Annotated in this window: 17 protein-coding genes; 7 read left to right on the forward strand and 10 right to left on the reverse strand. The window is 70.5% G+C overall.

All coding sequences use genetic code 11. The annotated features are described in order from the left end of the window. The first annotated feature begins 9 nt into the window (after positions 1 to 9). Together cydB and bpln_RS31970 are read left to right on the forward strand one after the other, a co-directional pair. Positions 10 to 1017, forward strand: a complete 1008-nt coding sequence (gene cydB, locus bpln_RS31965) for a cytochrome d ubiquinol oxidase subunit II (protein WP_042629085.1) — start codon at positions 10 to 12, stop codon at positions 1015 to 1017. Continuing rightward, on the forward strand, positions 989 to 1180 hold the full coding sequence (locus bpln_RS31970) for a hypothetical protein (protein WP_042629086.1): 192 nt from the start codon (positions 989 to 991) through the stop codon (positions 1178 to 1180). The genes cydB and bpln_RS31970 overlap by 29 nt, the downstream gene beginning before the upstream one ends. A gap of 34 nt (positions 1181 to 1214) precedes the next feature. Here bpln_RS31970 and bpln_RS31975 read toward each other — a convergent pair whose 3' ends face one another. The 5 genes from bpln_RS31975 to bpln_RS31995 all read right to left on the reverse strand — a co-directional run bounded on the left by bpln_RS31975 (position 1215) and on the right by bpln_RS31995 (position 5900). Continuing rightward, positions 1215 to 2138: a LysR family transcriptional regulator gene (locus bpln_RS31975; protein ID WP_055141066.1), complete on the reverse strand. Its 924-nt coding sequence runs from the start codon at positions 2136 to 2138 to the stop codon at positions 1215 to 1217. 219 nt (positions 2139 to 2357) lie between these two features. Beyond that, positions 2358 to 2945, reverse strand: coding sequence for an ester cyclase (locus bpln_RS31980; RefSeq protein ID WP_420807374.1), 588 nt, complete (start codon positions 2943 to 2945; stop codon positions 2358 to 2360). 42 nt (positions 2946 to 2987) lie between these two features. After that, complete coding sequence (locus bpln_RS31985) at positions 2988 to 4112, reverse strand: alkene reductase (protein WP_055141297.1); 1125 nt, start codon at positions 4110 to 4112, stop codon at positions 2988 to 2990. A 69-nt stretch (positions 4113 to 4181) separates the two neighbouring features. Next, positions 4182 to 4568, reverse strand: a complete 387-nt coding sequence (locus tag bpln_RS31990) for a VOC family protein (RefSeq protein ID WP_042629088.1) — start codon at positions 4566 to 4568, stop codon at positions 4182 to 4184. Positions 4569 to 4829: 261 nt separating this feature from the next. Then, positions 4830 to 5900 carry a phytoene/squalene synthase family protein gene (locus bpln_RS31995; RefSeq protein ID WP_055141067.1) on the reverse strand — a complete coding sequence of 357 codons (1071 nt, stop codon included), beginning with the start codon at positions 5898 to 5900 and terminating at the stop codon, positions 4830 to 4832. Between the two features lie 221 nt (positions 5901 to 6121). On the opposite strand from bpln_RS31995, the gene bpln_RS32000 reads away from it, so the two are divergent. After that, positions 6122 to 6409, forward strand: coding sequence for a hypothetical protein (locus bpln_RS32000; protein WP_042629090.1), 288 nt, complete (start codon positions 6122 to 6124; stop codon positions 6407 to 6409). A gap of 113 nt (positions 6410 to 6522) precedes the next feature. Here the strand turns inward: bpln_RS32000 and bpln_RS32005 are convergent, their stop codons facing one another. The 3 genes from bpln_RS32005 to bpln_RS32015 form a co-directional block, all read right to left on the reverse strand. Beyond that, positions 6523 to 7059 (reverse strand): carboxymuconolactone decarboxylase family protein, encoded by a 537-nt coding sequence (locus bpln_RS32005; protein ID WP_055141298.1) that lies wholly within the window; start codon positions 7057 to 7059, stop codon positions 6523 to 6525. A gap of 374 nt (positions 7060 to 7433) precedes the next feature. Beyond that, positions 7434 to 7988 carry a carboxymuconolactone decarboxylase family protein gene (locus bpln_RS32010; protein WP_055141068.1) on the reverse strand — a complete coding sequence of 185 codons (555 nt, stop codon included), beginning with the start codon at positions 7986 to 7988 and terminating at the stop codon, positions 7434 to 7436. Between the two features lie 207 nt (positions 7989 to 8195). Continuing rightward, complete coding sequence (locus tag bpln_RS32015; protein WP_055141299.1) at positions 8196 to 9125, reverse strand: LysR substrate-binding domain-containing protein; 930 nt, start codon at positions 9123 to 9125, stop codon at positions 8196 to 8198. 197 nt (positions 9126 to 9322) lie between these two features. On the opposite strand from bpln_RS32015, the gene bpln_RS32020 reads away from it, so the two are divergent. The 3 genes from bpln_RS32020 (at position 9323) to bpln_RS32030 (ending at position 12301) form a co-directional block, all read left to right on the forward strand. Continuing rightward, on the forward strand, positions 9323 to 10549 hold the full coding sequence (locus tag bpln_RS32020; RefSeq protein WP_055141069.1) for a YbfB/YjiJ family MFS transporter: 1227 nt from the start codon (positions 9323 to 9325) through the stop codon (positions 10547 to 10549). 59 nt (positions 10550 to 10608) lie between these two features. Further along, positions 10609 to 11913, forward strand: coding sequence for an MFS transporter (locus bpln_RS32025; protein ID WP_082465506.1), 1305 nt, complete (start codon positions 10609 to 10611; stop codon positions 11911 to 11913). A gap of 157 nt (positions 11914 to 12070) precedes the next feature. After that, the gene (locus tag bpln_RS32030; protein ID WP_042629094.1) at positions 12071 to 12301 is read left to right on the forward strand and encodes a hypothetical protein; all 231 of its coding nucleotides are present in this window, start codon (positions 12071 to 12073) and stop codon (positions 12299 to 12301) included. A 275-nt stretch (positions 12302 to 12576) separates the two neighbouring features. Here bpln_RS32030 and bpln_RS32035 read toward each other — a convergent pair whose 3' ends face one another. Together bpln_RS32035 and bpln_RS32040 are read right to left on the reverse strand one after the other, a co-directional pair. Further along, positions 12577 to 16491 carry a DUF748 domain-containing protein gene (locus tag bpln_RS32035; RefSeq protein ID WP_055141070.1) on the reverse strand — a complete coding sequence of 1305 codons (3915 nt, stop codon included), beginning with the start codon at positions 16489 to 16491 and terminating at the stop codon, positions 12577 to 12579. A 394-nt stretch (positions 16492 to 16885) separates the two neighbouring features. Next, positions 16886 to 18301, reverse strand: a complete 1416-nt coding sequence (locus bpln_RS32040; protein ID WP_055141071.1) for a DUF1254 domain-containing protein — start codon at positions 18299 to 18301, stop codon at positions 16886 to 16888. Positions 18302 to 18873: 572 nt separating this feature from the next. Between bpln_RS32040 and bpln_RS32045 the strand changes: the two genes are divergently transcribed. Further along, positions 18874 to 19224, forward strand: coding sequence for a DOPA 4,5-dioxygenase family protein (locus bpln_RS32045; protein ID WP_042629097.1), 351 nt, complete (start codon positions 18874 to 18876; stop codon positions 19222 to 19224). The last annotated feature ends 43 nt before the right edge of the window (positions 19225 to 19267 follow it).

Below are 19267 nucleotides of genomic sequence, written 5' to 3' on the forward strand. Positions count from 1 at the left end.
GGAACTCTCATGGACGTCACCGTCATCTGGGCCGCGATCATCGCCCTCGGCCTTTTCATGTACGTCGTGCTCGACGGCTTCGACCTCGGCATCGGCATCGTCTTCCCCTTCTTTCCCGACGAACGCGAACGCGACCTGATGATGAACACGGTCGCGCCGGTCTGGGACGGCAACGAGACCTGGCTCGTGCTCGGCGGCGCGGGCCTGTTCGCGACCTTCCCGATCGTCTACGCGACCGTGCTGTCGGCGCTCTACCTGCCGCTGATCTTCATGCTGGTGTGCCTGATCTTCCGCGGCGTGTCGTTCGAGCTGCGCGCCAAGGCACGCCGCACCAAGCATCTGTGGGATCTCGCGTTCATCGGCGGCTCGGCCGGCGCGACGTTCTTCCAGGGCATCGCGCTCGGCGCCTACCTGCAGGGCATCCCGGTGGCCGACGGCCATTTCGCCGGCGACCCGTTCGGTTGGCTCACGCCGTTCTCGCTGCTCACGGGCCTCGGCCTCGTCGCCACCTACGCGCTGCTCGGCTGCTGCTGGCTGGTGGCGAAGACCGAGGGCGACCTGCAGCGCCGCCTGCACCGCGTGGTGTGGCCACTCACCGTGGTGCTGCTCGCGCTGATCGGCATCGTCAGCATCTGGACGCCGCTGCAGGAGCCGGCCGTCGCGCAACGCTGGTTCGGCTCGGGCCTGTTCGTCTACCTGATGCCGGTGCCGTTCCTGGTGGTGGCCTGCGGCGCGTGGATGTACCGCGCGGTGCGCGCGCGGCGTGATACGCTGCCGTTCGTGCTCGCGCTCGCGATCGTCGCGCTCGGCTACATCGGGCTGCTGGTGAGCCTGTTCCCGTATGCGATCCCGCGCAGCGTCACGCTGTGGGAAGCGGCCGCGCCGCGTTCGAGCCAGATCTTCACGCTGGTCGGCGCCGCGGTGATCCTGCCGATCATCATCGCCTACACCACCATGGGCTACTGGGTATTCCGGGGCAAGATCCGCCATGAAGACCAGCACTACTACCACCACTGAGCCGGCCGCCGGCCGTCCCTCGCGCGATGCGCGCCGCCCGGGCCGCCTGCCCGGCTGGGCCTGGTTCGTGCTGCTCTGGATCGGCGGCGTGGCCGGCGCGGTCACGCTCGGCTACGCGTTCAAGATCTTCATGAATCTCACGCTGTTCGCGGTCACGAAGTAATCACGCGCAGCGCGCGCCCCACCCCGGCGCGCGTTCAGCGCAGGAACGGCGCGATCTCGACGGCGGCCTCGGCGAAGCGCTGCTCCAGGAAATCGAGCAGCGCCCGCACGCGCGGCGCCATGTACTGATTGCGCTGGAACAGCGCATGCACGGGCAGATCCGGGCAGCGCCACTCGGGCAGCAGCAGCACGAGGCGCCCCGCGCGCAGGTCCGCACCCACGTCCCAGATCGATTTCATCACCGCCCCGCGTCCCTCGATCGCCCATTCGCGCGCGAGCGCGCCGTCGTTGGTCTGGCGCGCGCGCTCGGGCGGCACCGTCACGTGGACCGTCTCGCCGTCGCGCTCGAAGCGCCACTGGTTCGCGATGCCGGCCGACGAACCGAGCAGCACGAACGCGTGGCCGGCCAGCTCGTCGGGATGCCGCGGCGCGCCGCGCGCCGCGAGATAGGACGGCGCCGCGCACAGCACGCGGCGGTTGTCGGCAAGGCGCCTGGCGATCATCGCGCTGTCGGCCGGCACGCCGAAGCGGATCGCCAGATCGATGTCGTCGTGCAGCAGGTTCGACAGCGAATCGGCCAGCACCAGCGTGAGCGTTACCTGCGGATGCCGGTCGTTGAATTCGTCGAGCCAGCGCCGCAGCACGACGCGGCCGAAATCGGAAGTGGCCGACACGCGCAGCGCGCCGCCGATCGACGCGCGCCCCAGTTGCAGCGCCACGCGCGCGTCGTCGAGCGTCTGCAGCGCATGCCGGCAGTGCTCGAGGTAGAGCCGCCCCTCGTCGGTCAGCCGCAGCTTGCGCGTGGAGCGCTCGAACAGCTGCGTGCCGAGCGCGCGCTCGAGCTTGACGAGCCGCGCGCTGGCCGCCGCCGGCGACAGGCCGAGCTTGCGGCCTGCCGCCGACAGGCTGCCGAGGCTGGCCGCTTCCACGAAGAGTCGAATGTCGCCGAGGTTGTCCATGCGGTGCGGGTCGGGTACGGATCGAGTGCGGATCGGAAGCGCGGCGCGCCGGACTCGCGCCGGACTCGCGCCGGGCCGCGACACGCGCGGCAGACGGCATGGTAACGCGGCGCGGCGGCGGCGCGGCTCGACGGGTCGATCGGCGTCGGCCCGCCCCGTGGCGCGCGAGCGCGGCCGGACCGACGTGCCGCGCGCGCGTGACGGCACGGCGTTGCGGCGTCACGGCTTCACGACGCCCAGTTGCGTGAGGAATGTCAAGTTATCCTCAAGATGCCAGTTCTCGGCGATCCGGCCGCCGCGAATCCGGTAGATGTCGGTCGCGATGAAATCGACCGGCTGGCCACGGCCCCGCACGGCGCCGAAGCTTCCTGTGAAATGGCCGCTGAAGCGCAGATGCGCGACCACGCGATCGCCGGCCACGATCATCTGTTCCACCTCGCAATGCACGTCCGGCACCGCCGCATGAAACGCCCGCGATGCGGCGAGCGGCCCGGCCACGCCCTGCGCGCGCCCGGGCGGCAGCGTGCGATCGACGAAGTCCGGCGCGAGCGCCGCGCGCGCCTCGGCCTCGTCGCCGGTCGACCAGAACGTGTCGTAGAGCCGGGCCGCATGAAGCTGTTCGGCAAGCTGCCGGGCCGGCAGGCTGCGATCGGCGGTCAGTTGCTTCGGCTGCACCAGGGCGGCGGCCTCGGCCCGCGCCGGCACGGCCGGCGCCAGCGCGGTGGCAACCACCGCCAGCAGCGCGCCGGCGGCCCTGGTCGTAGCGGTCGCGCGCCGGGCGCGACCCATGAAAGAATCGATCAGCATGAGAATCTCCCGCCTCGCGGCGAACGGATCGGCCGCGGCGCGTCAGGCCGTGGCGGTGTCAGAGGCGTCGTGGACGAGCGCCGGGTAATCGCTGTAGCCGCGTTCGTCGCCGCCGAACAGCGTGCCGCCGTCGAAGTCGGCGAGCGGCAGATCGTGCGCGAGCCGGTACGGCAGGTCCGGGTTCGCGACGAACGGGCGGCCGAACGCGACGAAGTCGGCATGGCCGTTCGACAGCACCCAGTTCGCGCGCGCGAGGTCGTACTTGCCGGCCACGATGATCGGCCCCGTGAAGCGCTCGCGGATCTCGCGGCGGAACGTTTCGGTGAATTGCGGGGCATCGTCCCAGTCGGCCTCGACCAGATGCAGGTAGGCGATGCCGCGCGCCTGCAGCCAGGCGGCCGCGTCGAGCATGGTCGGCAGGATGTCCGGGCACGCCATGCCGCGCGCGGTCAGGAACGGTGCGACGCGGATCGCGGTGCGCGCCGCGCCGACTTCCGCCGCCACCGCATCGACCACTTCCTGCAGGAAGCGCAGGCGGTTCTCGCGCGAGCCGCCGTATTCGTCGGTGCGCTGGTTCGAGGTGGTGCGCAGGAACTGGTCGACGAGATAGCCGTTCGCGCCGTGGATCTCCACGCCGTCGAAGCCGGCCGCGATCGCGTTGCGGGCCGCCTGCGCGAAGTCGCGGACGATCTGCTTGACCTCGGCGTTCTCGAGCGCACGCGGAGTCGGGCAATCGACCATCTCGCCCACGCCGGTCGCGGCGTCGACCTTCCAGATCTGGCCGTCGAACGGCACCGCGGACGGCGCGACCGGCAGCTCGCCATGGTGGAAATCGGGATGCGACATGCGGCCGACGTGCCACAGCTGCAGGAAGATGCGGCCGCCCTGCGCATGCACGGCGTCGGTCACGAGGCGCCAGCCCGCGATCTGCGCCTCGCTGTGGATGCCGGGCGTGAACGAATAGCCCTTGCCCTGCGGCGTGATCTGGCTCGCCTCGGTGACGATCAGCGCCGCCGAGGCGCGCTGCGCGTAATAGCGCGCGTTCATCGCGTTCGGTACGTCGCCGGGCTGGGTGCTGCGGGCGCGCGTCATCGGCGCCATCACGACGCGGTGCGCGACGTCGCGGCCGGCCAGCCTGGCGGCGGTGAAGAGATTGGCGGTAGGCATGATGGGTTGCTCCTGTCGGGTGGATGCGGATTCGTTCGAATGGATCGCGTGGATCAGGGGATGGGTCATTCAGGCTGGAGCGCGATGCGACGTGGTGACGAATTCGACGGTCACGCCGGGCGCGATCGGCACGAACAGCTGCAGTTCGTTCGTCAGCGGCACCTCGCCGAGCCGGTATGCGATGCGCCGGCCAGCCAGACGGCCGAGCAGCGCCTCCCATTCGGCACGCTCGTCGACGCGCAGCGCGACGTGATCGATTCGAGGCACGCCGGGCGCCGCCGTGGCGGGCAGCGCCGCGCGTATCAGGTGAATCGCCGGGCGACCGCCGAGATAGAACCAGCGGCCCTCCACCGAGAACGGCGGACGCGGGCCGGCCTCGAGCCCGACGACGTCGGCGAAGAAGCGGCAGAGGGCGTCGAGGTCATCGGTAACGAAGGTCGCGTGATCGAGGTACATGTTTCAGCCTGGGTGCAAGGAAACCGGGATCCATTCTGAATACGTAGCTCGATATTGATAATTGGGCTGCCTGTTGAATGATTTTCAAAAAAATTGGAATGATGCGAAGAGGGAACTGCGCGGCGCGCGCACGCCGCCGCCGCGCGTGCGGCGCGGCGAGACGGGCATCAAGGGGGAAGCGGCGCCGGGCGGAAATGCCCGGCAGCCGTCATGCGCGGCGCGGGAAGGCCGGCGGAAGGCAGAAGGAAAAACGAACGCGATTCAGCGGTGCCGCGTCACCGACGATGCGTCGAGCACGCGCTCGATCTCGCCGATCATCCGGTCGAACCAGCGCCGCAGGCAGCCGTTCGACAGCGAACGCGGGATCGACCACGCGATCACCTTGTACACGTCGTTGCGGCGCACCTTCGACGCATGGCCCGGCGCGAGCCACGCGCCGTTGACCACCAGCAGCCGCAGCGTCATCAGCCCGATCGCGATCGGCCAGATGCAGGCGAGGCGCAGCCGCATCGCGGTGGGCGGGATCGCGAACGTGTAGTCGATCGCCGCGCCGAAGTGCCCGAGCGCGACCCGCACCAGTTCGAGCATCACCGGCCGCGCGAGACGCGACGCGTCGTCGCCGAGCAGGTCGGCCGGCGCGATGCGCTCGCGCGTGAGACGGTCGGCGGGCAGATAGCAGCGGCCGATCCGCAGGTCCTTGGCCGCGTCGCGCAGCACGTTCGTCAACTGCAGCGCCTTGCCGAAGCGGATGCCGAGCGCCTTCATGGTGTCGGCGTCCCGCCGCAGCACGCCCGGCTGATGCGCGAGCGTCATGGTGGTCCAGAATTCGCCGACGCAGCCGGCCACCATGTAGGTGTAGTGATCGAGCGCCGCGTCGTCGGGCAGCGCGTCGAGCCGCCCCGACGTCTCGTCCGGAAACGTCACGAGATCGAACTCCATGCCCTGCGTGAGCGTGGTCACGATACCGCGCACCGCCGCGCGGTCGGTCTCGCCGAGCTGCGCGAGGATCGCGAGCGCCGGGCCGAGCGATTCGAGCAGCACCTTCTCGTCGGATTCGGTCTGCTGGCTCGCAACCTCGGCCGCGATCGTGCGCAGCGCCGCCTCGTCGGGCGTGCCGTTGACCTGCTCGCGCAGCGACAGCAGCCATTCGAGGCGCCGGGCCGGCGGCAGTAGCGAGGTGTCGGCGATCGTGTCGGCCGCGCGCGCCAGCAGGTAGGCAAGGCCGATCGGGTCGCGCATGCCGGCGGGCAGCACGGCGAGCGTCAGGTAGAACGAGCGCGATACCCCCTTCAGCAGGGGGCCGAGCAGGAACGCGCGGGAGGCTTGGGTCATGCGGGATTCGGGTCGTCGTGAAAACGGGCAGCAAAACGGGCAGCCGCATTGTATCCGGCAACGCGGCCGCCGCCGGCCCCGGCGCGGCCGAGGCAGGGTTTATGCGCAAAAACTCTTATTTTTTAGATAGCGTGACGGAGCGATCGGCAACGCGGATTGCCCGCTGGGGTACCGCGATGCGTACAATCGCACCCATTTGATTTGGACGAAGGGTGCCGACGATGGCAATGAAGAAGACGGATCTGGAAAAGAACAAGGCCCTGAAGCTGACGCAGGCGATGAAGCAGTCGGGTTCCGCGCGCTTCGGCAAGGCCACCGCCGACGCGGCGGCGCTCGACCGGCGCGAACGCCGCCGCATCGAGCAGGCGCAGGGCCTCGTGCCGTTCGCGTGCAAGCTCAACGTCGAGCTGGTGGCGGGCCTGCAAAAGCAGGCGGCCGACCATCCGGAGGGGATGACGGGCCTGCTGACCGAGCTGCTGACGGCCGGCCTCGCGCAGCGCGCGCAGTAGGCACGACGCGGGCGACGTCCGGCGGCATCCGCGCCGCCGGCCCGCCGCCCGCCGCTCCGCGCGGCGCGGAAACCGCCGCCGCGCGCGCTTTCCGCCAGGCAATCGCCCGGCACTCACTTCACGGCCGGGAAATCCAGCGTCGTATCGTTCGCGCGGTTGATCAGGTTCGTGAACGTGATCGACGTGATCGCGAGGCTCACCTCCACCACCTGCCGCTCCGTGAAACCGGCCGCGATGAAGCGCTCGAACGCTTCGGCGGGCACCGTGCCGCGCGTCGTCACGAGCGTGCGCACGAAAGCCACCAGCGCGTCGCGCTTCGCGTCGCCGGTGGGCTCCCCGGCACGCACCTGCTGCATCGTCTCGGGCGACAGCCCGGCGAACTTGCCAGCCAGCGTATGCGCGGCGACGCAGTAGTCACAGCCGGCCGCTTCGCTGACCGCGAGCTTGATCGTCTCGATCTCCGCCTTGCCGAGCGTGCCGCCGGCGACGATCGCATCGACGCCGAGCATCGCGGCGAGCGCTTCCGGGTGATGCGTGCCGATCGTCGCGTAGGCGTTCGGCACCTTGCCGACGGCCTTGCGGATCTTCGCGAACACTTCCGCGGCGGCACCGGTGGCATCGGCGGGGGCAAGCGTGGAAAGACGGGACATGATGGGCTCCTTGGGTCGGTTGGCCGGTTTCGCCGGCTTCGTCACGGCTGTGACGGTGAAGCCAGTTTAGGCCCGCGCCGCGAGCTTATGAATGCTCGAATTTCTCTCATTCATGCTCTTTCGTCTCATCGAATCCAGCCTCGCCGTTTTTACTCGCCCGACGGCGTCGCCCGGTGAGCGCGGAGCGCAATGCCCGTCGCGCCCGTCGAACCTCGGAAAATGACCGCCTCGCCTTTCGCGAAGCGCGGCGATCGAGCACGACAGGCGCGCCGGCCCCGCGGCTCGCGATGCCGCGAGCATGGGCCGACGCGTTTCATTCGCGATCCTGATTCATTCCACGCAACACCGGCCGCCGAAAATCGAGCGGATGGACGTCAGGCCGGCGCGTGCCAGACGTAGGCGTCGAACGGTGCCGCGAGCGGCGGGCGCGCGACGCTGCCGGTGTAGTTCGTGATGGTCGAGGCGGCCACCACGGCGATCACCTCGAGCACCTGGGCCGAGTCGAAACCGGCGTCGAGGAACGCTTGCAGCGCGGCCGGCTGCAGGTGGCCGCGCGTCTCGATCAGCATGCGGGCCAGCGTCGACAGCGCATGCCGGCGCGCGTCCTCGGGCGAGCGGCCGGCGCGCAGCGCGTCGACCTCGGTGCGCGGCACGCCCTGTTGCAGCGCCAGGCCGGTATGGAACGCCACCGCCCACTCGCAGCGGTTGGTCACGGCGTTGGTCAGCAGCAGCGTCTGGATCTCGGCCTCGGACAGGCTGCCCGAATGCACGTTGGCGAACACGGCGACGAAGCCGTTGAGCAGCACCGGCGAGGCCGCGATCACCCCGGCGATCGCCGGGATCGTGCCGAACGCGGCATGCAGCTGCTCGAGCGCGGCGACCGATTTCTGCGGTGCCGAGGCGATCGAATGGATGGGGAATGACGACATGAGGCGCTCCTTGTGTTGAACGCGCGACGGAGGTGTCGCGCGATGAACCAAGGTTAGGGCCGGCCGCGCGGCCGGCCAATTACACGACAGGTAATCAAACGGCGGCGGGGCCGAGCGAGACGAAACGAAAGCGCAACGAGACCGGACACGGCGGCCCGGCAGCAAAAACAGAAAACGGCAGGCGGAAAGCGCAGCACGCGGCGCGCCTCAGGCCGGCACCGCCTGGGGCTCGACGCCGCGGCGCCCGCGCCCCGGCACCGCCTTCGACTGGCGGTAGACCTGCCGCGCCATCTCGAGGAACGCCGTCATCGCGCTCGACACGTAGGCATCCTCGCGCCGCACGAACAGCGTCTCGACGTGCGCCAGCTCCTTCGGCACGCGATGGATCGAAACGTCGCCGGCCGTCGCCGCGTCGGCCACCACGCCCTTGGGCAGCAGCGTGATGCCCACGCCGGCCGCCACGCAGTTGATGATCGCGTCGAGCGAGCCGAATTCGAGCGGCTTCGCCACCACGATGCCCATCCCGGCCAGGAACGAATCGAGCCGCTGCCGGTACGAGCAGCCGAACTGGAACACCACCGTCTTCAGGTCCGGCCTGCCGGCAAGCTCCTTCACGGAGCGGATCGCGGGGCTCGTCACCAGCACCAGTTCCTCGGTGAACATCGTCTCGACGTGCAGGGCCGGATGATGGATCGGGCCGGCCACGAACGCGCCGTCGAGCCGGTAGTCGATCACGTCCTGCATCAGGCCCGAGGTGGTGCCCGAATTGACCACCAGCCGCACCTCCGGCCAGGTGCGCGCGAAGTCGGTCAGCAGCGGCGAGAGCCGCAGCGCCATGGTGGTCTCCAGCGTGCCGAGCGTGAGCGTGCCGGTGGGCTCGCCGCGATCGGTGGCGGCGGCGCGCGCCTCGTTGACGAGCTGCGCGATGCGGCCGACGAACGGCAGCATGCGCTGCGCGGCCGGCGTGGCGGTCACGCCGCGCGCATGACGCTGGAACAGCGCCACGCCGAGTTCGTCCTCCAGCGCGCGAATCCGCGCGGTCACGTTCGACTGCACCGTGTGCAGCTCGGCCGCCGCCTTGTTCATGCTGCCATGGCGCGCTACGGCTTCGAAGGTCTTCAGGTCGGCAAGGTCCATGATCGGAAAAGCGAAACGCTTCAAGGGCTATCGACGCGACGATTGTAGCGAGCCCGCCGCCCGGCCGGGAAACGAGGAATCGGCATAGCAGCGATCTCGATTCCAGATATCCCATATCTTGATAATTCAGTTCTATGGATTAGTGATGGCGCGTAACCTCAAGCTATCGAATAAGCGAATCGAGCGAAGGAACGACGATGCAACGCGCAGCCGACTCCTCCCCCCACGCCACCCGCGACGCGCGCGGCGTGCAGATCTGGCGGGCCACCCTTTCCGGATTCAGCGCCAGCCTGGTGGGTATCGGGCTGGCGCGTTTCGCCTACACCCCGCTGTTGCCGGCGATCGTCGACGCGCACTGGTTCGCGCCGTCGCTGGCCGCCTATCTGGGCGCGGCCAATCTCGCCGGCTATCTGCTCGGCGCGCTGACGGGCCGCCAGGCCGCCGCGCGAGCCGGCGTCACGCTCACGCTGCGCGCGATGATGCTGCTCGCGACGGTGGCGTTCATCGCCTGTGCGTATCCGCTCTCGTTCACGTGGTTCCTCGCCTGGCGCCTGCTCGCCGGGCTGGCCGGCGGCGCGCTGATGGTACTGGCCGCGCCCACCGTGCTGCGGCACGTGCCCGCCTCGCGGCGCGGCCTGGTGAGCGGCGTGATCTTCATGGGCGTGGGCGTGGGCGTGGTGGCCTCCGGCACGGTCGTGCCGCTGCTGCTGCAACGCGGCCTGCCGGCCACCTGGATCGGCATCGGGCTGCTCTCGCTCGCGCTCACGGCACTCGCCTGGCACGGCTGGCCGCACGAAGCCGCACCGCCGGCCGCCCCCGCCGCCCCGGCGCGGCACCGCCACGCGCCCGCGTCGCGTCCGCTGCGCGCGCTCTACGCCGAATACGCGCTGAACGCGGCCGGCTGGGTGCCGCACATGATCTTCCTGGTCGACTACGTCACGCGCGGCCTCGGCCAGAGCCTGCAGGTGGGCGCCGAATACTGGGTGCTGTTCGGCATCGGCGCCACGCTCGGGCCGGTGTTGGCGGGCGCGCTGGCCGACCGGATCGGCTTCGGCAACGCGCTGCGGCTCGCGTTCGTGCTCGAGATCGGCGGCGTGGCGATCCCGGCGCTCGGGCTCGGCGCGTTCTGGCTGATGCTGTCGAGCGTGGTGGTGGGCGCGTTCGTCACCGGCACCGTGCCGCTCGTGCTCGGCCGGCTGCACGAACTGCTCGCGCATCATCCGGCGCGGCGCGATCCGGCCTGGCGCACGGCCACGGTCGGCTTCGCGCTGTGCCAGGCGCTGGCCGCCTACGGGCTGTCCTACGTGTTCTCGCATCACGGCGGCGACTACCGCCTGCTGTTCGCGATCGGCACCGCGTCGATGGTGCTGGCGCTGCTGATCGATCTGGCCGCCGGCCTGGCACGGCGCGGCGCGCAACCGTGACGCACGGCATGGCAGCCGCCGTGCCGCTCCCCCTTCGACGAGCGTAGATGAGGCATCCGATGTCCCACCCGGCCCCGAGCATCGCCCCCAACCCAACCCATGCACCCAACGCGCCTGCGGCGCAAGCCGCCCCGCGCAGCTACGCCGAACGCAACGCGCGCTACTGGAAGCGCAATCTCGCGATCTGCGTGTTCGGTTCGTTCACGACGCTGGTGAGCCTGAGCATGTTGCTGCCGTTCCTGCCGCTCTACGTCGAGCAGCTCGGCGTGACGAATCCGGCCGGCATCGTGCAATGGTCGGGCGTCGCGTTCGGCGCGACCTTCTTCGGCACGGCGATCACCGCGCCGCTGTGGGGGCGGCTGGCCGACCGCTACGGCCGCAAGCCGATGCTGGTGCGCGCGGCGATCGGAATGGCGGTGGTGATGTCGCTGATCGGCGTCGCACACAGCGTGACCGAGCTGGTGGTGCTGCGGCTGGCCGCCGGTCTGATCGGCGGCTACGCGTCGGCCTCGATCGTGATGGTGGGCACCCAGGCGCCGCGCGAGCGGGCCGGCTGGGCGCTCGGCGTGCTCTCCACGGGCGCGCTCGCCGGCAACCTGATCGGCCCGCTGGTGGGCGGCTTCCTGCCCGCGCTGGTCGGCATCCGCGGCACGTTCTTCGTGGGCGGCGCGGTGATCGCGGTGGCCGCCGTGGCCACCATCGCGCTGGTGCGCGAGGACTTCGAGCGCGGCGTGGACGGCCGCGCGCGCCGCGACGCCGCGCCGGGCGCCCACGCCACGCGCCCGGCCATCGAGCGCGCCGCGCTTGGCGCGCTGCTCGTCACCGCCATGATGGTGCTGCTCGCCAACATGTCGATCGAGCCGATCATCACCGTCTACATCGGCCAGCTCGGCGTGCCGCACGACCATCTCGCGCGCACCGCCGGCATCGTGATGGCCGCCTCCGCGCTCGGCAGCATGATCACGGCGCCGCGCCTGGGCGCGCTCGCCGATCGCGTCGGCGGCTGGCCGGTGATCGTCGGCTGCCTGCTCGTCACCAGCGTGATGCTGCTGCCGCAGGCGTTCGTCACGCAGTGGTGGCAGCTCGCGCTGCTGCGCGGCCTGATGGGGATGTCGATCGCCGGGCTGCTGCCGTCGATCGCCAAGCTGGTGCGGCACGCGGTGGACGAGCACCGCTCGGGCAGCGTGCTCGGCTACCTGCAATCGGCGCAGTTCTCGGGACAGGTGGTCGGGCCGCTGATCGGCGGACAGATCGGCGCGCACGTCGGGCTGCACGCGGTGTTCTTCGTCACCAGCGCGCTGCTCGTGCTGTGCGCCGTGGTGGATGGCTGGGTGCATGGGCGTCAGGCGGCGCGGCGGGCGTGATCCGCTCGTGGATCCGCGCCGTGTTCCGTCCCCTTGCGGGATGTCGCGATCGCGCGCCGATGCGGGCGCGCAACGTCGCCGCGAAACTATTTTTTCCGGGTTGGCGAGCGAGTATTGACGTGCGATAACCGGGTTTTCCCTTATCCGGAGCATGACGATGGCCACGCTCGAAGCATTCCGCTCCGTGCTCGACGACACGCGCACGCCGGAAATCATCCGCAATCACATCATCGATTCGCTGCAGTACGCGCTGCGCAACTACGGCCAGGTGTTCACCGCCAAGGAAGTGGAATGGCTGAGCGCGTGGGACGACGCGCGGATTCCGCTCGCCGCGCGCAAGGAACTGGCCAGGCGCGAACCGGCGCCAGCTGTCGCGACGGGGCGCTGAGGTATCGGTCGGACGCGGCCGATAAAACGGACGGGTTGCGCCCGGCGCCGGCTCGCCGTTGCGGGCGATGGCGTGTCGCTCGCCTGATCACGCACGCGCCGGCCGGCCGGCATCGCGTCGGGCACACGTATGCGCCCTTCCCGCCGGCATCGCGCGCGAAAGCGGGCCGGCGGCTTCCTGAACCACCGAAGCGCCTTCGGCGGCGCCATGACGATGTCGATGCCGAAGGCACTCGCAAGCCCGCGTCGCCCGACGGCGCGCGCGGGCCGCCGGCCTCACTTGAGCCCGAAATCCACGCGCGTGGTCGCGCCCTTGTCGCCGATCCCCTTCGCGTCGAGCTTCGGCGCGACGACGAACATCCGGCTCGCGTCCACCTTCCCGTCCAGATACTCGCGCACCGCCTGCGCGCGCGCCTGGGCCAGGCGGCGCAGGCTCGCCTCGTCCACCGGCGCGTGGTCCTCCAGCGCCTGCCGCATCTGCGCGTCGGGCAGCGTCTTCTGCAGGCCGATCAGGTTGCGCGGCTTCTTGAAGTCGGCCGCCTTGTAGGCGCGCGTCAGGTATGTCGTGACTTCGTCCGGCGCGACCTTCACCGTCATCGGATCGACGCTCTCGCCCTGCCCCACCACGTCCTTGAGCTTCTGCTGGCGCACCAGCCGCTCGACGTAGGCCTCGCGCAGGCCCGGCTCGTCGCGCGCGGGATCGACGCGGCCCGTCAGGTCGAGCCGGATCGAGGGCTTTTCGGCCAGCAGCTTCGCGATCGTGTCGAGCTTCTGCTTCGCGGCGTCGGACAGCGTCGCGAGCCCCGGCGCGAATTCCACGTAGCCGAGTTCCTCGCCGCCGCCGCCGAACGCGCTCGCGAGCAGCGAGAACGGCGCCGTCACGGCCTTCTTCAGCAGGTTCAGCACCGCATGCCAGATCAGCCCGCCGACGCTGAATTGCGGATTCGACAGCGAGCCCGACACCGGAATGTTCACGTCGATCTCGCCGCGCGAGTTCTTCAGCAGCGAGATCGCCAGGCGCACCGGCAGCTTCGTCGCCGTGTCGTTGTCGACGTGGTCGCCGAACGTGAGCTGGTCGATGAAGATGTGGTTGTTCGCGCTGAGCTGGTCGTCCGCGAGCTGGTAGTGCAGGTCGACGTTGAGCTTGCCCTTCGTGATCGGATAGCCCGCGTACTTGGCCGAATACGGCGTGAGATTGGTCAGCTCGATGCCGTGCGCCGAGGCCGTCAGGTCGAGCGCCGGCTTCGCGATCAGCGGGTTCACCGAGCCCTTGATCGAGATCGGGCCGTTGCCCTCGAGGCTCGCGCCGATATCGACGGGCGCGGGCGTCTGCGACTCGGTGCCGAACGCGCCGACCGTGCCCTTGATCGCGACCAGGTCGGCCGTGTAGTTCGGGCGGATGAAGTTGTCGGTGTAGGTCACGCGGCCATCGCGCAGCAGCAGTTCGCCGACGCGCATTCGCACCGGCCGGCTCGGCGCCGGCGCGGCCGTCACGAGCGCCGGTGCCGATGCCGGCACGGCCGCCGCGACAGTGGTTGCGGACGCAACGTCCAGCGGCGCCGCCGGCGTGGCGGCCGAGGCCGGCTGCGCGCTCGCGGCCGCCACCGCGGACGCGGCCGGCGAGAGCGGCACCGGCTGCGTGCCGCCCGCGCCTCGCGTCAGCGACTGCGCCGGGCCGCTCTGTTTCGCCACCACGTCGCTGAGGTTAAGCCGCCCCTGCGGGTCGAGCAGCACGCGGCCGTAGAAGTTCGCGAACGTCACGCGCGCGGCGTCCACGTCGGTGCCGCGCGCGCTGTCGTAGTTGGCCTTGAGGTTCGACAGCGCGAGCGAGCGCCAGCCCGCGAACGGATCCGACGAAGCCTTGTCGAGCAGCCGCACGTCGACCAGCGCGAGGTCGCCGCGATACGACGCCCGGGTGGCCGCGCCGGCCTGCGACACGGCGAGATCGCCGTTCGCGTCGAGCAGCGCGCTCGCGATCGTCGCGTTGAGCGCGCTGCCGAAATACGGCTCGAACGCGGCCGCGTCGAGCCGCTTGCCATCGATGCGCAGGCGCGCGTCGAGCGGCGCGGCGCGCACCTCGCCCGCGATCTCGACGCTGCCCTTGCGGTTCAGCGTGGTGCGCAGCGACAGCGGCAGCGGCTTCGACAGATCGTCGCTGATCGGGCCGAGCTTCAGCGTCAGCGGCGAGAACGCGAGCTTCACCGGGCGCGGTGTCGAGAGGTCGGTGACGTTGGCGTTCGCGGCCGTCAGGTTCAGCGCGCCGATGCGGTAGTGCCACGGCGCGGCCGGCGTCGGCGCGGCGGCTTGGGCGGCGCGATCGACACGCTCAGGTTCGGCGCGGGCGTCGTGCGTCGGCTCGACCAGCGACGCCAGATCGATCTGGCCGCCCTTCAGCCGCGCCACGTCGGCCGACAGCCCGTCCACGTCGATGCTCGCGAATTCGGCGGTGCGCGCGCCGAGGTCGATGCGCGTCACGCCGACGCTCGCCTTCGACAGCGCGATCACGGGTGCCTTCGCATACGGCGCGCCGAGCTTCAGCGCGCTCAGCGTCAGCGTGCTCGGGCCGATGTTGGCCGCGAGCGGCGCCTTCGACCAGTCGGCGAACGCATCGACGCTGGCGCCGAGCCTGCCGTCGAGCAGCTTCGCCCGGCTCGCGCTCGCCAGATACGGCGCGATCGCCGGCAGCGCCAGCGCGTCGATCGTCAGATGGCCGCCCGCCTGCTGCTGCGCGAGGCTGATCGCGCCGGCCGCGCGCAGCGCGCCGCCCTGCGCGAGCGAGGTCGAGATCCAGAACTTCGCGGGCTGGCGGCCCCGCAGCGTGAAGCCGGTCAGCGTGGTGTTCAGGTTCGCGAGCGTGAGCGCGACGGGCGGCGACACCGAGGCGTCGCTGACGTGGATCGTGCCGTCGTCGATCGCGAGGCGGGCGACCGTCAGGTCGAGCGACTGGGGGGATGCCGGCGCGGCGGTCGTCGTGGCGGTGGTCGCGCTGCCTGCGGCCGTGGAGGTGTCGACGGGCGACGACGCTGCGGCGGGTCCGCTCGCCGATGCCCCGGAGGCCGTTGCGGACGAAGCGGCCGCCACCGGCGAGGCGGTGCCCGCGCCCGATGCCCCCCGCGCCGCCGCGAGCCGCCGCACGTTCAGCTGGCCCGCCGCATCGCGCGTCAGCGTCAGGTCCGGCGCCTCGACGCGGATCTCGTCGAAATGCAGCGCGCGGCGCAGCGGTTCGAGCGACGCCGCGGCCACGTGCAGGCGGCGCGCCGCGAAGAGCGGCCGGCCCTGCGCATCGGTCACGTTCGCGTCGGCCAGATCGACGCTGCCCGACACGCGCAGCGCGCTCGTGTCGCCGTCGATCGCGAAGCTCACGGCCAGATCGCTCGACAGCCGGCCCGAATTCACCACCACGGGCAGTTCGGCCGGCGCGTAGGACAGCAGCTTCGGCACGTCGAGTCCGTCGAACTTCAGGTTGATCCGCGACTCGCGCGAGCGCGCGAACGGCTTGGTCCTGCCGTCGATCGCGATCGGGCTGCCGTCGAGCCGCAGGCGCAGCGTCGGCTGCACGAAGATGTCGGTCTTCGACGCCAGCGTCGCGACGAACGGCACGCCGAGCGTCCACTGGTCCACCGTGTGCCGCACGCCGAGCAGGCGGTCGTCGAAATCGATCCGGCCGTTGTTGATCCGGATGTTCGACACCGAGAAGCGCGCCGGCCCCGACGCGGGCTGCGGCGACGGCTTCGAGAATTTCTCGATCAGATCGGTGAAATTGAAGCGCTGCGCGTCGTAGCGGACGATGTGGAAGCGCGGCGAATCGATCCGCACCTCGTCGACGATCGGCGCGCCGCGCAGCAGCGAGGTCCACGCCGGCCGCACGATCAGCTTCGCGATGTCGATGAACGGGGCGCCGCCGGCCGGCTCGCCGACATGGATGCCGTCGGCCTCGAGCCGCAGCGTGTAGGGATTCAGCGCGATCCGCGCGATCGTGGCCGGGCGGCCGAGCTGCCGGCTCAGCTGCTGCTCGGCGAGATGGCGGATCAGCGGCGGCGCCGCGAAGAAGCCGAGCAGGCCGAACAGCACGAGGAACGCGACCACGCCGAGCGCGATGCGCCGGGTGCGGCGCGCGCGAACAAGGCCGCCCAGCCGCTGCGCGAATCGGGAACGGGGAGCGTCGGACGGCTTTTTCTGGATACTGGCCATGCGGGAGGTGCCGGTGAGGCGACGGCGGACGCCGTCGGCAAAATCGGGGCGGAAGCCTTGGAATTCCCGAAGTATAGGCGGTTGGCCGGTGCGATCGGCAGGGGAAACTTCAGGAATTGCAAGACGGGGGGCGGGGGGGCGCCAGACGCAAGTGGCTCGATGCCATTGCGCTACGCTCAAAGTAGGCGCTCACTTATTATTGGATCGATCGAAGTTTGGAGCTTGGCCCGGGAGCGACGCGCCTTCAAGATCGCACCGAGAAAGGTCCGCGGAAAGCGCTTCTCATGGCGAGATGCACGTCCCGCCCGGCGAATCTCCCGACCGAGCGCGATGTAACCGGCACCTTCGCATTTCTCATCCAGTTAGAACAATACCAAAGCAAGCACTCACTTTCTCACTGCCGCTCCACCGTCGGCGGTTGCCAGGAGCCATCGGTCGCCTCGGCCTTCGGCGCGTACAGGCGCAGCGCCAGCTGGAAATCGGCGCGCGGCGCGGGCAGCCAGTTCGCCGCGTGAGCCCGGCCCGGCGAGGCCGCCGCCACGACGATGTCCACCGAGCCGTCGCGATTGCGCTGCAGCCGGTCGAAGCCGCCGATCGAACGCCGGCCGCGGCCGACCTCGGGCAGCGCGCCGTCGGCCGTGTACGGCGTCAGCGACCAGAACGCGCGCACCGGCGGCAGCGCGCGCGGCGCGAAATGCAGCACGTAGCGGTTGGTGCCGTCGAGCGGCTTGCCGTCGCCGTCCACCGCCACCACGACGACGGTTTCATCGTCGCGCGTGCCGGCGCCGAAGTGCGTGGCCGCCGCGTAGGCGCGCAGCGCGTAATCCTGCCCGTAACGGCCGGCGTCGCCGCCGAGCCAGCGCCAGCCGTCGGCCGCGAACAGGTTTGACGGCGGCGTGGCGAGCCGCGCGCGCGCATCCTCGACGCCGCGCGTCGCGGCGGCGAGGCGCTCGTCGGTCCAGTCCACCTCGCTGCCCGCCTTCACGCCGATCTCGCCGAGCACCTGATCGACATGAGCGTCCGGCTGCACCGGCGGGTTGTCGCGCAGCGCGGCGGCGAAGCGCGAGAAGAACGCCTTCGCGTCGAGCGCCGCGACGCGCGCGGCGGCCGTCGCCGAGGTCGCGGCGGCATTCGCCGCTGCTTCGTCGAGCGCCGCCTGCGCGTGGCCGACTCGCTCGGCGCGCTTGGCACGCTCGGGGCGCGCCGAAAAAGCCGACAGCGGCACGATCCGGACCGCGCGCTGCCAGCGGCGCGCCTCGTTCAGATCGCGGCCGCCGCCGGTGCGCACGCGCACGCCGATCCAGGCCTCGTGCGACGGCAGGTCGACGCGCTTGACGCCGTCCGGCAGCGAGCCGTGAAAATCGGGGCCGACGAACGCAATCGTTTGCTCGCGAACCAGGCCATTGCGCGGATTCGCGTCGGCCCCGGTGGACCAGACGACATTGGTCCACATGTCCAGCACCCGCGCGTCGAGATAGCGGCCGTGCGTGTCCGGCAGCGTGACGAGCACCGGCTCGGCGGCCACGTCGAGCCAGCCGCCCGCGTCGAGCGTGTCGACGCCCGGCAGCGGCGGGTTCATCGCGCCGGCTGGCGGCAGCGCGGCGCCGCCGCTCAGCGTGTTGACGGGAACCGGCGCCACGCCGTCGCCGCTCGCGGCGGCTTCGCGCGCGACGTCCATCATCACGAGCGGATAGGCATACAGATAGGAATCGGCCACCTCGCTGCGCATCCAGCCCGTCTTGCGGGCAACGACGTCCGGCTGCTGCGGCGAGGCGCAACCGGCGAGCACGGTGACGAAAGCAACCGCCATCGCGGCGCACGGCCGGACGGCGGACAACGGGCGAAGAAGTGTCATTGCGATTGGCGCGCGGGGCAGCGTCGGCTGCGCTTGTTGATTGGCGGCCGGCGCTCGCGGTCTCGATCCTCGTAGCGGGTGCGCCGTCCGTTCGCATCCGGAACCCCGGAGCGCGAGAATCGTACCGCGACGGCCATGGCAAAAACAATGTCCGCGCGCGAAGAAGCTGTTGCCTGACGGCGATTTAATTCGGAATGCGCAATAGTCGCCGAGAGCGAGGGGGGATTATCGTGCTTCGGTATCGTATAGTGAGTGCTCACTCTCGCGGATATCCTCAAGAATGAATGCAGCTGGCGCGGCGGCTTGACGGTGGCGTGACATCACCACGACATTGGCGCGACATCGGGATGACGATGACGTGACGATTTCGGGGCGACGGCCGTCGCGCCACGACCGCGATCACCCCGGAGGCGTGCCGGGATGACCGTTAGTTGCCGGCTTGGTGCGGCGGTCGTGCCGGAACGAACGCTTCCGGGAAATGGCGGACAATGGACGTTTAATCGCCTCGACTTCCCCGATTGCCATCCATGAGCTTTCTCGATCCCGCCGGCATCACGAGCTGGCACGCGCACGTCTATTTCGATGCCGCCAGCCGCGACGCTGCCTGGGCGCTGCGCGAGGCCATCGAAACGCATCTCGGCACCCTGGTGCGGATCGGCCGCTTCCATGAGCGGCCGGTCGGCCCGCACCCGATGTGGTCGTATCAGCTCGAATTCGACCACGGACAACTCGCGGCGGTGGTCGGCTGGCTGGCGCTGAATCACGGCGCGCTCGACGTGTTCGTGCATCCGAATGCCGGCGACGCGCTGCGCGACCACCGCGATTCGGCGCTCTGGATCGGACAATCGCACGCGCTGAATCTCGATACGCTGCGCTGAGCGCGGCAGCGGGTAGCGCTTGACGCACCGGGGCCGGAAGCGA

Origin of the sequence: Burkholderia plantarii (assembly GCF_001411805.1) — a bacterium.
GTDB classification, from domain to species: Bacteria; Pseudomonadota; Gammaproteobacteria; order Burkholderiales; family Burkholderiaceae; genus Burkholderia; species Burkholderia plantarii.